A 13,134-nucleotide genomic window follows, 5' to 3' on the forward strand; every position below is an offset into this window, starting at 1 on the left:
CAGCACGCTAGTGCGTCAGAGTTTGCGAAGGCTCAGCCTCTGGACCTTGTGGTCCGGTCCCTTGCGGAGCACCAGCGTGGCGCGGCCGCGGGTCGGTGCGACGTTCTGCTCGAGGTTCGGGCGGTTGATGGTACGCCACATCAGGCGGGCGTAGTCCAGCGCCTCTTCCTCGGAGACCTGGGTGTACTTGCGGAAGTACGAAGAGGGTTTCTGGAACGCCGTCCTGCGCAGCTTGCGGAAGCGGCCGAGGTACCAGTGCTCGATGTCTTCCGCGCGCGCGTCCACATACACGCTGAAGTCGAAGAAGTCCGCGAGACCCAGGCGCGTACGACCGTCCTTGCCGGGCAGGGCGGGCTGGAGGACGTTGAGGCCCTCGACGATGAGGATGTCCGGGCGGCGCACGGTGAGTTGTTCACCCGGGACGATGTCGTAGATGAGATGGGAGTAGACGGGGGCGGTGACCTCGTCCTTGCCGGACTTCACATCGGCCACGAAGCGGGTCAGGGCGCGGCGGTCGTAGGACTCGGGGAAGCCCTTGCGGGACATCAGACCGCGCCGGTGCAGCTCGGCGTTGGGGAGCAGGAAGCCGTCGGTGGTGATCAGCTCCACGCGCGGGTGCTCGGGCCAGCGCGCCAGCAGCGCCTGGAGGAGCCGGGCCGTCGTCGACTTGCCGACCGCGACACTGCCCGCGACGCCTATGACGAACGGGGTGCCGGGCTGTGAGCCGTGGCCATTGCCCGCGTCGCCCAGGAAGGTGTTCAGCGCACCCCGCAGATTGCCCGTGGCGGCCACATAGAGGTTGAGCAGCCGGGACAGCGGGAGGTAGACGTCCCGCACCTCGTCGAGGTCGATGACGTCGCCGAGTCCGCGCAGCCGCTCCACCTCCTCGGCGGTCAGCGGCAGGGGCGTCCGTTCCCGGAGGGCACTCCACTCGGCGCGGGTGAGGTCCACATACGGGCTCGTCTCGGCCCGTCGTTGGGTGCTGCGCGCTGGAGAGGTGATCACAGGTCTCATTGTGTGCGTTCGGCGGGCGGTGCGGGGCGTGGTGTCGCTCACGCCCCGCACCCCCCGCGGGGCCCGGACACCTGCCGGCCGGGGGCCGGGACGCGGGCCGAACCACCGGCGGTGTGCGGGTGCGGCCGCCGCCGGGAGGAATGTCAGTGGTGTGCGTCACAGTTGTGGGAGGTGTGGATCCCGAGACAGGCTTCGTCAATCCGAGGGGACGTCCATGACGTACGCGATCCAGGCGGAGGGCCTGGCCAAACGGTTCAAGGAGACGCAGGCGCTGGCCGGAGTGGATCTGGCCGCGCGTACCGGAACCGTGCTCGGCATGCTGGGTCCCAACGGGGCGGGCAAGACGACCGCGGTCCGGATCTTCGCCACGCTGATCCGCCCGGATGCCGGCCGAGCGACGGTGGCCGGGCACGACGTGGTGCGGGAGGCCGGCCTGGTCCGCTCGGTCGTCGGACTGACGGGGCAGTACGCGGCGGTCGACGAGAATCTGTCGGGCACCGAGAACCTGCTGCTGATCGGCCGGCTGCTCGGACTGCCCAGGAGGGAGTCGAAGGCGCGGGCCGGGGAGCTCCTGGACCGCTTTCAGCTGAGTGACGCGGCGGGGCGCGCGGCGAAGACGTACTCGGGCGGTATGCGACGGCGTCTGGACCTGGCGGCGAGCCTGGTCGGACGGCCGCAGATCCTCTTTCTCGACGAGCCGACGACCGGCCTCGACCCGCACAGCCGCAGCGAACTCTGGGACATGGTGCGCGGGCTGGTGGCCGAGGGGGTGACGGCGCTGCTGACCACGCAGTATCTGAACGAGGCGGACCAGCTCGCCGATGACATCGTGGTGATCGACAAGGGCCGGGTGATAGCCGGTGGCACGCCCGATGAGCTGAAGTCGGCGGTCGGCGGCCAGGTGCTGCAGCTGCGGCCGGTGCGGGATACGGATCTGGCCCCGGCGCACGCTCTGATCGTGGAGGCGGCAGGCGCCCAGACCAAGATCGAGGGAGCGGTGATCACCGCTCCGGTGAAGGACCCCGAGCTGATGCCCGCAGTCGTACGGCGGCTGGACCAGGCCGGGATCGCGGTGGGGGAGCTCACGCTGCGGCGCTCCAGCCTCGACGAGGTGTTCATGGCGCTGACGGGTCACCGTGCCGAGCCGGAGACGGAGGAGGGGCCCTCAGAGGAGGACGCGTTCGAGAAGGTGGGGAGTTCGGCATGAGTGCCGCCACGATCACGGCTCCGCTGACCAAGAGCGGCCGGGTGCGGCCGGGCGCCGCGCTCCAGCAGATCGGCACCATGGCGTGGCGGAGTCTGGTGTCGGTCAAGCACAACCCGTTGGAGCTGGTCGACTTCAGCATCACGCCGATCATGTTCGTGTTTCTTTTCACGTATGTCTTCGGCGGTCAGATGGCCGGCTCGCCCAAGGACTATCTGCAGTACGCGCTGGCCGGGATCATCGTGCAGAACACCCTGTTCATGACCATGTACACGGCGATGGCGCTCAACTCCGACCTGACCAAGGGTGTCTTCGACCGGCTGCGCAGCCTGCCGATAGCCCGGTCGGCGCCGCTCTTCGGGCGGATCGCGGCCGACCTGGCCAAGCAGCTGTGGGCGATGCTGCTGATGATCGGCCTGGGCACGCTCCTGGGCTTCCGGATCACCACCGGGCTCGGGGGCTTCCTCGCCGCCGCGCTGTTGCTCATGACCTTCGCCGCGGCGGTGTCCTGGAGCGCCGTGCTCATCGGCATGCTGGCGGGCGACCCCGAGAAGGTGCAGGTCTTCGCCTTCACGATCATCTTCCCGATCACGTTCACCAGCAGTGCGTTCGTCCGCGTCGACACGATGCCCGGCTGGCTCCAGGCGTGGGTGGACATCAATCCCGTCACCCATCTGTCCGATGCCTTCCGCGGTCTGCTGACCGGAGGGGAGGTGGCCGGGCCGGTCTTCTGGTCGCTGCTGTGGGCGGCGGCGATAGCGGCGGTGTTCATCCCGCTCGCCATGCGTGCCTACCGGGCCCGCGTCTGAGCGGGGGTGCGGACGAGCGTCTGCTGGGTGCCGGGAGCGTTCCCGGCGTCCCGGGTGTCCCTGAACGGCCTTCACCGGTGCCGGCACGGGTGCCGGGCGTCCTGGTGAGCAATTTTTGAGGCATGCCGAGCGTCCTTGAGCGTGCCTGACCGGCTCTGAGCGTTCCGCGTCGGAGGTCTATACCTGGCCGATATTCGGCGCTAGCGTCCCCGATGTCGGGGGACGAGCCGTGGAACTGCATGTGCCGGAGGGGGCCCGTTATGTCCACACGCCTTCGTGACCTCGTCAGCCGCGGCGACGGCAAGGACGGCGACCGCGGCAGACCGCGAAGACGCGGCCGGGGCGGACGGGGCGGGGAAGAGCGCGGGGACCGCGTGCCGGGGCCGCTGCTGACCCGGGAGGAGTTCGCGGGCCGGGTGTGCAGTGAACTCGCCGCCGCGCTGCCCGACGAGGATCTGGGGGAGGAGCTCGCCGACTGTCTCGACCTGTACGAGATGGGGAGCAAGCCCCGGTGCGAGGAGGTCGAGTATCTGGACCTGGTACAGGAGGCCCTCGACCGCATCGCGCGCGGCTGCTGAGCGGGTCCGCATCGGTTCCCGGCCGGACCGGCACCGGCTGCTGAAGCGGGTCCGCATCGGGTGCCCTGCGGATCGGCACCGGCTGCTGGGCCGGATACGGTGCGACGCCTCGGATCGCGCCCGGCTGCCGGGCGGATACGGCGCCGGGCTGCGGATCGCGTCCTGCCGCCGAGCGGATCCCGGGTGGCGCCGCCGGATCGCCCCCGGCCGCTGATCGATGGCCGCCCGTACGCCACGTAGGCTGCCCGCATGTGCGGAATCGTTGGGTACGTGGGAGGGCAGTCCGCCCTCGATGTCGTGATCGCCGGCCTGAAGCGGCTGGAGTACCGGGGCTATGACTCGGCCGGGGTGGCCGTGCTCGCCGACGGCGGGCTCGCCGCGGCCAAGAAGGCGGGCAAGCTCGCCAACCTGGAGAAGGAGCTGGCCGGCCGTCCGCTGCCGAGCGGAAGTACCGGTATCGGCCACACCCGGTGGGCCACCCATGGAGCCCCCAACGACGCCAACGCCCATCCGCACCTGGACAACGCGGGCCGGGTGTCCGTCGTCCACAACGGCATCATCGAGAACTTCGCCTCGCTGCGCGCCGAGTTGGCCGACCGGGGACACACCCTGGAGTCCGAGACGGACACCGAGGTCGTGGCACACCTGCTCGCCGAGTCCTTCTCCTCCTGCAATGACCTCGCCGAGGCCATGCGGCTGGTGTGCCGCCGCCTGGACGGGGCCTTCACCCTCGTCGCGGTCCACGCCGACGCGCCGGACGTGGTGGTCGGAGCGCGCCGCAACTCTCCCCTGGTCGTCGGCGTCGGCGACGGCGAGGCCTTCCTCGCCTCCGATGTCGCCGCCTTCATCGCGCACACCCGCGAGGCCATCGAGCTCGGCCAGGACCAGGTCGTCGAGCTGCGCCGGGACGGTGTGACGGTCACCGACTTCGACGGAGCGCCCGCGGACGTCCGCGAGTACCACGTCGACTGGGACGCCTCCGCCGCCGAGAAGGGCGGCTACGACTACTTCATGCTCAAGGAGATCGCCGAGCAGCCGAAGGCCGTGGCCGACACCCTGCTGGGCCGGATCGACGGGGCGGGCACCCTCAGCCTGGACGAGGTCCGCATCCCCGCCTCCGTCCTCAGGGAGGTCAACAAGATCGTCATTGTCGCGTGCGGGACCGCCTTCCACGCGGGCATGATCGCGAAGTACGCGATCGAGCACTGGACCCGGATCCCGTGCGAGACGGAGCTGGCGAGTGAATTCCGGTACCGGGATCCGATTCTGGACCCCCGGACCCTGGTGATCGCCATCTCGCAGTCCGGCGAGACGATGGACACCCTCATGGCGTTGCGGCACGCCAGGGAGCAGGGTGCGAAGGTCCTCGCCATCTGCAACACCAACGGTTCGACGATCCCGAGGGAGTCGGACGCGGTCCTGTACACGCACGCCGGGCCGGAGGTCGCCGTCGCCTCGACCAAGGCGTTTCTGACCCAGCTGGTCGCCTGTTATCTGGTGGCGCTCTATCTGGGCCAGGTGCGCGGCACCAAGTGGGGCGATGAGATCCAGTCCGTGATCCGTGAACTGTCGGAGATCAGCACCCAGGTCGAGCAGGTGCTGGAGACCATGGAGCCCGTACGGGAGCTGGCCCGGACGCTGTCGGGGAAGAACACGGTGCTGTTCCTCGGGCGGCATGTGGGCTTCCCGGTCGCGCTGGAGGGTGCGCTCAAGCTCAAGGAGCTCGCGTACATGCACGCCGAGGGCTTCGCGGCGGGCGAGCTGAAGCACGGGCCGATCGCGCTGATCGAGGACGACCTGCCGGTGGTGGTGGTCGTGCCGTCGCCGCGCGGCCGCTCCGTGCTGCACGACAAGATCGTCTCCAACATCCAGGAGATCCGTGCCCGGGGGGCGCGGACGATCGTGATCGCGGAGGACGGCGACGAGACGGTCGTCCCGTACGCCGACCACCTGATCCGTATTCCGGCCACCCCCACGCTTCTCCAGCCGCTGGTCGCGACGGTGCCGCTCCAGGTCTTCGCGTGCGAGCTGGCGACGGCGCGCGGCAACGAGGTGGACCAGCCGCGCAACCTGGCGAAGTCGGTGACGGTCGAGTGAGCCGTGCCTGTGCGTCGGCCCGTACGTGGGCTCGTGCTTCGGCCCGTAGGGGCCGCACGTGATCATCGGGGTGGGGATCGACGTCGCGGAGATCGACCGCTTCGCCGCCGCGCTGGAGCGTACGCCGGGGCTGGCGGACCGGGTCTTCGTCGAGCGGGAGCTCTCGCTCCCCAGCGGTGAACGGCGCGGAGTGGCCTCCCTGGCCGCGCGCTTCGCCGCCAAGGAGGCACTGGCGAAGGCGCTGGGCGCCCCCGGCGGTCTGCAGTGGACGGACGCGGAGGTCCTCACCGAGGACAGCGGCCGCCCGCTGTTGCGGGTGACGGGAACCGTGGCCGCCCGGGCCGCGGAGCTCGGGGTCCGCACCTGGCATGTCTCACTGAGCCACGACGCGGGCGTCGCCTCGGCCGTGGTGATCGCCGAAGGGTAGCGCTCGGCCTTGCTGATCGCCGAAAGGTAGCGCCGCGCCGGGACCGTGGACCGTCCATGACGAGCGACGACCGTCCATGGACCGTCAGTTGACGGACGCTCAGCCCGCCGTCGTCCCACGGGAGATCGTGCGGCGGCGTGGCCGGTTTCACACCCGGTGCGGACCGCCCGGCGCAAGCCGCCGTGTACGGACCACCGGTGACACCCGGCACCCCCATCGCGCGCGGTCCGGCCCGCTCGTGGGAAGACTGGGGGCCATGAGAACTGCGTACAGCGTGGAGACCGTACGGGCCGCCGAGCGGGAGCTGATGGCACGACTGCCGGACGGGGCGCTCATGCAGCGCGCCGCGGCCGGACTCGCCGCCTCCTGCGCCGATCTCCTCGGCCGGGTGTACGGGGCGCGCGTCGCGCTGCTCGTCGGCAGCGGGGACAACGGCGGCGACGCGCTCTACGCCGGGGCCCGGCTGGCGGGGCGCGGCGCCGGTGTCACGGCGGTGCTGCTCGCCCCCGACCGTACGCACCCCGGTGGACTGGCCGCGCTGCGCCGGGCCGGCGGGCGCGCGGTGCCGGGGGACGTCGGCGAACGCGTGATCGAACGGTCCGATCTCGTCGTCGACGGCATCGTGGGGATCGGGGGCCGGGGCGGGCTGCGCCCGGATGCCGCACGGCTCGCCCGGACGGCCCGGGAGTCGGGGGCGGGCATCGTCGCCGTCGACCTGCCCAGCGGGGTGAACGCGGACACCGGCGAGGTGGCGGGCGAAGCGGTGTACGCCGACGCCACCGTCACGTTCGGCGCCTACAAGCCGGGCCTGCTCATCGACCCGGCCGCCGAACGGACGGGCGCGCTGCGGCTGATCGGCATCGGCCTCGAGCCGTATCTGCCCGCTGTCCCGGACGTGGAGGCGCTGCAGCACGCGGATGTGGCGGAGCGGCTGCCGGTCCCCTTGCCGGAGAGCGACAAGTACCGGCGGGGTGTGGTGGGGGTGGTGGCAGGTTCGGCCCGCTATCCGGGAGCGGCGGTGCTCGCGGTGTCGGGAGCGTTGCGGGGCGGGGCCGGTGCCGTACGGTACGTCGGCCCGGCCGCGGACGCGGTGATCGCCCGCTTCCCCGAGTCCCTGGTGCACGCCGGGCCTCCGGCGAAGGCGGGGCGCGTACAGGCGTGGGTTGTCGGGCCCGGTCTGGGCGACGGGCCGGATGCCCGGCAGGCGCTGGACGATGTGCTCGCCTCGGACGTCCCGGTGCTCGTGGACGCCGACGGGCTGCGGCTGCTGGACCGCGAACGGCTCCGCTCGCGCCGGGCGGCCACGGTGCTGACGCCGCACGCGGGGGAGGCCGCCGTGCTTCTGGGGGTCGCCCGCGAGGAGGTCGAGGCGGCGCGGCTGTCCTCGGTGCGCAGGCTGGCGGCGGAGTACGGGACGACAGTGCTGCTGAAGGGCTCGACGACGCTGGTGAGTGCCGCCTCCTCCCTCTCCGACGGCGCCTCCCGTGCCTCCGATACGTCCGACGGCATCCCGGTCCGGGTCAACCCCACCGGCACGGGATGGCTGGCCACGGCGGGTAGCGGCGACGTGCTGTCCGGACTGGCCGGAGCGCTGCTCGCGGCCGGGCTCGAGGCACGGGAGGCGGCGTCGGCGGCGGCGTATCTCCACGGCCTCGCGGGTCGGCGCGCGGCGGGGCGGGAGGGAGGCCCGATGGGAGCTTCGGAGGTGGCCGAGTGCCTGGCTGCGGCCTGGCGCGACGTACGGGCCCGCTGAGGAGGCTGCGGCGTACGGTCGTTGAGCACGCGCGATGGACGACGCTCTGAGCGCGCCGCCACATGCGCGCCGCTGAGCGCGCGGCGATGCACGGCCCGGTGAGGGATATGGGGCTGCGACGTACGGCCCGGTGAGCGCGCCGCGACGGACGGGCCGGTGGCGGTCCGTCGTGCTGGTGCACGGTACGAGGCCGTGCATGGCGGGTCCATGCAGGGTTCGGCGGTGTGGTGTCCGGGACCGTACCGCCCTCGGCGGGAGGGGTGGGTGCGATCGTCGCGCTGAGTTGTTCTCGCGCGCCACGTTCTCGTGCGCGACGGAGGCCCGGCCTCCCGGCCGGAGCGTCCGATGTCCGGTGTGCCTCGATGCCCGTCGTGCCCGATGGGTTCTCGGACCCGCTGCTCCACGGGCGTCGGGAAGGAGGATGCTCGAAGGTTCCGGGGCGGGGTCGTCGGAGCACTGTGTGGTGGCGCCGGCGCGCTGTCGGTGGTGCCGGGGCGGAACGCGCCGGCCTGCTCCGCCGCGTGGGCGGAGAACCTGCGGCATCGGGGTGGTCTCCGGGCCGCCGCGGTGGGTCGCGGCACCCGGGACGGGACCGTAACCGTGTTCGGATCGTTCTGCGGTGTGCCGTCCCTCCCGACGCGCGGGCCCGCGGTACGCCCGCCGTGGAGAGGAACGGGATGCGTTCAACCGGGATGCGTTCAGCGGTGAAGAGGAGCGGGCGGCCCTTCGCTGCGGTGCTCGCCGTCGCGGCCCTGCTGCCGTTGGTGATCGGCGGAACCGAAGCGGTGGCCGCCGGTCCGGAGCCGCCGGGCGGACAAGGCGTCCGTGGCACCGCCGTCCCCCTCGAAGCGCTCGTGCCCGGCATTCCCCCCGGGGAGGGCGAGCGGCATGTGGACACACCCGATCAGGCGCTGCCACCGCGGATCCCCGGCGACGTATCCCTGCCACCCGATGCCCACGGAGGGTCCGTAGCGCCCGATGCCCACGATGGGCCCGTAACGCCCGGGGCCCACACCGGGGCCGTGCCCCCCGGTGCCGAAGGCCCGCCGGGCCGTCCGTCATCGAGCGTCCGGGAGGCGCCGGGCCGTGAGGCCGGGGCCGCCCACACGCCCGGCCGTGGCCCGAAGACGCACGACCAGGCCCCGCCGCCCCCCTCTCCCGCTCCGCCTGACGACACGCACGACCCCGTCGTCGAGTTGGTACCGCCGGATGAGGTCCAGCCCGGCGACGATGCCGCGGGCCCGTTGCGCTGCACCGACTCCACCGGTCCGTACCAGCGTGAGGTCGAGGAGTTCCTCCGACTCACGGTGAACGGCACGCAGTCGAAGCGGGACTGCGAGGCCATCCGCGCTTGGCAGACCAAGGAGAACATCGAACCCGCCATCGGCTTCGCCGGGCCGAGCACCTGGGGCCGTATGCGGCTCGCCGAGGCCCGGCGCGACCCCGACCCCGAGGGCCTGTGCCCGGTGGTGGACGGCCGCGTCGCATGCGTCGACCTCCCGCGCCAGCTGATGTGGGTGCAGTACGGCGGGCGGGTCGTCTTCGGTCCCGTGGCGATCCGCAGCGGCAAGCCCGGCTACCCGACCCGCGTCGGCTGGAACCGGATCTTCTGGAAGCACGAGGACCACTTCTCGACGATCTACCAGTCCCCGATGCCCTTCGCCCAGTTCTTCAACGGCGGCCAGGCGTTCCACGGCGTTTTCGGCAATATCTACGACCAGGAGGGTGGCTCGTACGGCTGCGTGAACCTCACGTACCAGGACGCCAAGGTGTTGTGGAACGTCCTGCAGAAGGACGACCGCGTCTTCTCCTGGGGGCGGCGCCCCGGGACCTGACGCTCCCGCCGGACATGCCCGGGTGGCGGCCCCGGTGCGCGGGGCAGTGTCTCACCGGGCCCCCACCCGCCGCGGGCCCGGTGAGACACTGTCCCCGATGACTGCATATGCAGGCGGGGAGCGCACCGGCCCCACCGCCCCACCGATGCGTGCCCGAGCCGTGGTCGACCTGGCCGCCCTGCGGGCCAATGTCCGTGCGCTGCGCGCCCGCGCGCCCCGCTCCGAGCTGATGGCCGTGGTCAAGTCGGACGCCTACGGCCACGGCGCGGTGCCGTGTGCCCGTGCGGCCCGCCAGGCGGGCGCGAGCTGGCTCGGCACCGCCACGCCTCAGGAGGCCCTGGCGCTGCGCGAGGCGGGGGACACCGGTCGGCTGCTGTGCTGGCTGTGGACACCCGGCGGACCATGGCGCGAGGTGATCGAGGCCGACGTCGATGTGTCGGTGAGCGGTATGTGGGCGCTGCGCGAGGTCATCGACGCGGCCCGCGCGTGCGGCCGTACGGCACGGGTGCAGCTCAAGATCGACACGGGTCTCGGCCGCAATGGCTGCCCGCCCGCGGCCTGGCCCGAGTTGACGGCCGCCGCCCGCGCCGCCGAGGCCGAGGGCCTGCTCACGGTGACCGGTATCTGGTCGCACTTCGCCTGTGCCGACGAGCCCGGGCACCCGTCGATCAAGGCCCAGCTCGCCGTCTACGGCGAGGCGTTGGAGGAGGCCGGGCGAGCGGGGCTGGAGCCGGAGGTGCGGCATATGGCCAACTCCCCGGCGGCGCTGACGATCCCCGAGTCCCACTTCGACCTGGTACGGACCGGAATCGCCGTCTACGGTGTCTCCCCGAGCCCGGAGATCGGACTTCCGTCCGACTTCGGGCTCCGGCAGGTGATGACGCTCGCCGCGGACATCGCGCTGGTCAAGCGGGTCCCGCCGGGGCACGGCGTCAGCTACGGCCACTACTACATCACCCCGGGCGAGACCACCCTCGCTCTCGTGCCGGTGGGGTATGCGGACGGGGTACCCCGGCACGCCTCGGGCAGCGGGCCGGTGCTCCTGGGAGGGAAGTGGCGGACGGTGGCGGGCCGGGTCGCCATGGACCAGTTCGTGGTCGATCTCGGCGGTGACCTGGTCGAAGTGGGGGACGAGGCGGTGCTGTTCGGTCCGGGCGACCGGGGGGAGCCGACCGTGGAGGACTGGGCGCGTGCGGCCGGAACCATCGGGTACGAGATCGTCACCCGGATCGGGACCCGGGTGCCGCGCGTCTACGTCCATGAGGACGCCCTTCAGGACTGAAGCGAGCTGTCAGGCTGGAGCGGGCCTCAGGCCGAAGCGCGGCTGGGCACGGCACCACTGGGCACGGCACCACGGCACCACGGCACCACCGGGCACGGCACCACGGCACCACCGCACCAGTGGGCACGTGATGACGGCACGACTGGGCACGGCACCGACTGAGCACCGCATCGACGAGGAGCGGCACGACCATGGGTGAAAGCACCGCGAGAGGCGCGGGGGGCGCGGTGGGCGCGGGGAACGCGGTCGCCGCGGCGGCGGGAGCGGCGGCAGCCGGGGGCTGGCGCCGCGCCGGTGTGGCCGGGGCGGCGATAGGCGTGGTAGCGGCGGGCGCCGCCGCGGGGGTCGCCATCGAACGGCTCACCGTCGGCCGGGGCATACGCCGCAAGGCGCGGCTGGCGCTGGATGCCACCGGCCCGTACGGCACGTTGCGCGGCACTCCCGGTTACACGGTCTCCGACGACGGCACCGAGCTCTACTACGAGGTCGACGACCTCGGGCCGGAGGAGGAAGGGCCGCGCAGGCGCCGCCTCTTCGGCCGCCGCCGGCCGGCGCCGATGACCGTGGTCTTCTGCCATGGCTACTGCCTCAACCAGGACTCCTGGCACTTCCAGCGAGCCGCCCTGCGCGGTGTGGTGCGGACGGTGCACTGGGATCAGCGCAGCCACGGTCGTTCGGCCCGTGGCCTGGCCCAGGGCGACGGTCTTCCCGTCAGCATCGATCAGCTCGGGCGCGATCTGAAGGCGGTGCTCGACGCGGCGGTGCCCGAGGGGCCCGTGGTGCTCGTGGGGCATTCGATGGGCGGCATGACGGTGATGGCGCTGGCCGACCACGATCCCCGGTTCATACGGGAGCGGGTGGCGGGCGTCGCCCTCGTGGGCACCTCGGCGGGCAAGCTCGGCGAGGTGAACTACGGGCTCCCGGTCGCGGGGGTGAACGCGGTACGGCGCTTCCTCCCCGGTGTGCTCAAGGCCCTGGGCTCGCAGGTGGAACTGGTGGAGCGGGGGCGGCGGGCCACCGCTGACCTCTTCGCGGGCCTGGTCAAGCGGTACTCCTTCAGCTCCCGGGACGTCGACCCGGCCATCGCGCGCTTTGCCGAGCGGATGATCGAGTCGACACCGATCGATGTCGTCGCGGAGTTCTACCCGGCCTTCCAGGAGCACGACAAGGCGGACGCCCTGGCGCACTTCCGGGGCCTGCCGGTGCTGGTCCTCGCGGGGGACAAGGACCTGGTGACGCCGAGCTCGCACAGCGAGGCGATCGCGGATCTGCTGCCCTCGGCCGCCGAACTGGTGCTGGTGCCGGACGCCGGCCATCTGGTGATGCTCGAGCACCCGGAGACGGTGACGAACCGGCTGACGGAGCTCCTGGCGCGGACCGGTGCGGCCACCTCGGTGACGGCGGTACGGGCGACGCGCTCGGCACAGGGCTGAGCGGCCCGCCCGCGCCCGTCCGCCCCGTACCATCGGCCGGTATGAACGCCCCGTACGACCCGCCCACCGCGACGCCCGCGGACAGCCCGGGCAGCACCCATGATCCCGCTACGCCCGGTGCCGCTGATGCCGCTGCTGCTGTCGGTGCTGCCCGCGCCGCCGTGACGCTCACCGTCCACAGCCCCGACCAGATGCGGGAGCTGGGGCAGCGGCTGGCCGAACTGCTGCGCCCCGGTGACCTGGTGCTGTTGACCGGCCGGCTGGGCGCGGGCAAGACGACACTGGCCCGCGGGCTGGGGGAGGGGCTGGGCGTGCGGGGTGCGGTCACCTCGCCGACGTTCGTGATCGCCCGGGTGCATCCCTCGCTGAGCGGCGGCCCCGCGCTGGTGCATGTGGACGCGTACCGGCTGGGCGGCGGGCTCGACGAGATGGAGGACCTCGACCTCGATGTGTCGCTGCCCGAGTCGGTGGTGGTCGTCGAGTGGGGTGACGGGAAGGTCGAGGATCTTTCGGAGGACCGGCTGCATGTGGTGATCGGGCGGACCGAGGGCGACGAGACCGTGGAGAACGATCTGCGGGACGTCGCGATTACCGGTGTCGGGCCCCGCTGGGCTGCTGCCGACCTGTCTCCGCTGGCCGGCTGAAGGGGACCGTCCGGTTCGTTGCGGTGCTGTTTACGTTCCGACAAGGCGTCGGCAAGAT

11 protein-coding genes are annotated in these 13,134 nt (G+C 72.2%); 10 read left to right on the plus strand and 1 reads right to left on the minus strand.

Features of this window, described 5'->3' with window-relative positions:
• Window positions 1–15: 15 nt before the first annotated feature.
• Window positions 16–1,005 (minus strand): type I pantothenate kinase, encoded by a 990-nt coding sequence (gene coaA / locus ACTWQE_RS04005; RefSeq protein ID WP_443327382.1) that lies wholly within the window; start codon window positions 1,003–1,005, stop codon window positions 16–18.
• 223 nt (window positions 1,006–1,228) lie between these two features.
• Here coaA and ACTWQE_RS04010 point away from each other — a divergent pair, with 223 nt between their 5' ends.
• From ACTWQE_RS04010 to tsaE, 10 genes are all read left to right on the plus strand, one after another.
• Window positions 1,229–2,221 (plus strand): ATP-binding cassette domain-containing protein, encoded by a 993-nt coding sequence (locus tag ACTWQE_RS04010; protein ID WP_443327383.1) that lies wholly within the window; start codon window positions 1,229–1,231, stop codon window positions 2,219–2,221.
• The gene (locus ACTWQE_RS04015) at window positions 2,218–3,027 is read left to right on the plus strand and encodes an ABC transporter permease (RefSeq protein ID WP_443327384.1); all 810 of its coding nucleotides are present in this window, start codon (window positions 2,218–2,220) and stop codon (window positions 3,025–3,027) included. The genes ACTWQE_RS04010 and ACTWQE_RS04015 overlap by 4 nt, the downstream gene beginning before the upstream one ends.
• A 260-nt stretch (window positions 3,028–3,287) precedes the next feature.
• Window positions 3,288–3,605 carry a hypothetical protein gene (locus tag ACTWQE_RS04020; RefSeq protein ID WP_443327385.1) on the plus strand — a complete coding sequence of 106 codons (318 nt, stop codon included), beginning with the start codon at window positions 3,288–3,290 and terminating at the stop codon, window positions 3,603–3,605.
• Between the two features lie 249 nt (window positions 3,606–3,854).
• Window positions 3,855–5,702, plus strand: coding sequence for a glutamine--fructose-6-phosphate transaminase (isomerizing) (glmS, locus tag ACTWQE_RS04025; protein ID WP_443327386.1), 1,848 nt, complete (start codon window positions 3,855–3,857; stop codon window positions 5,700–5,702).
• A gap of 58 nt (window positions 5,703–5,760) precedes the next feature.
• Complete coding sequence (locus tag ACTWQE_RS04030; protein WP_443327387.1) at window positions 5,761–6,129, plus strand: holo-ACP synthase; 369 nt, start codon at window positions 5,761–5,763, stop codon at window positions 6,127–6,129.
• 256 nt (window positions 6,130–6,385) lie between these two features.
• Window positions 6,386–7,882 (plus strand): NAD(P)H-hydrate dehydratase, encoded by a 1,497-nt coding sequence (locus tag ACTWQE_RS04035; protein WP_443327388.1) that lies wholly within the window; start codon window positions 6,386–6,388, stop codon window positions 7,880–7,882.
• A gap of 677 nt (window positions 7,883–8,559) precedes the next feature.
• Window positions 8,560–9,717, plus strand: coding sequence for a L,D-transpeptidase family protein (locus ACTWQE_RS04040; protein WP_443327389.1), 1,158 nt, complete (start codon window positions 8,560–8,562; stop codon window positions 9,715–9,717).
• A gap of 97 nt (window positions 9,718–9,814) precedes the next feature.
• Window positions 9,815–10,999, plus strand: a complete 1,185-nt coding sequence (gene alr, locus ACTWQE_RS04045; protein ID WP_443327390.1) for an alanine racemase — start codon at window positions 9,815–9,817, stop codon at window positions 10,997–10,999.
• A 191-nt stretch (window positions 11,000–11,190) separates the two neighbouring features.
• The gene (locus ACTWQE_RS04050) at window positions 11,191–12,432 is read left to right on the plus strand and encodes an alpha/beta fold hydrolase (RefSeq protein WP_443327391.1); all 1,242 of its coding nucleotides are present in this window, start codon (window positions 11,191–11,193) and stop codon (window positions 12,430–12,432) included.
• A 41-nt stretch (window positions 12,433–12,473) separates the two neighbouring features.
• Window positions 12,474–13,076 (plus strand): tRNA (adenosine(37)-N6)-threonylcarbamoyltransferase complex ATPase subunit type 1 TsaE, encoded by a 603-nt coding sequence (gene tsaE, locus ACTWQE_RS04055; protein ID WP_443327392.1) that lies wholly within the window; start codon window positions 12,474–12,476, stop codon window positions 13,074–13,076.
• Window positions 13,077–13,134: the final 58 nt, after the last annotated feature.

This window comes from Streptomyces sp. 8N706, from assembly GCF_052245415.1.
In the GTDB taxonomy this organism is placed as follows: domain Bacteria; phylum Actinomycetota; class Actinomycetes; order Streptomycetales; family Streptomycetaceae; genus Streptomyces.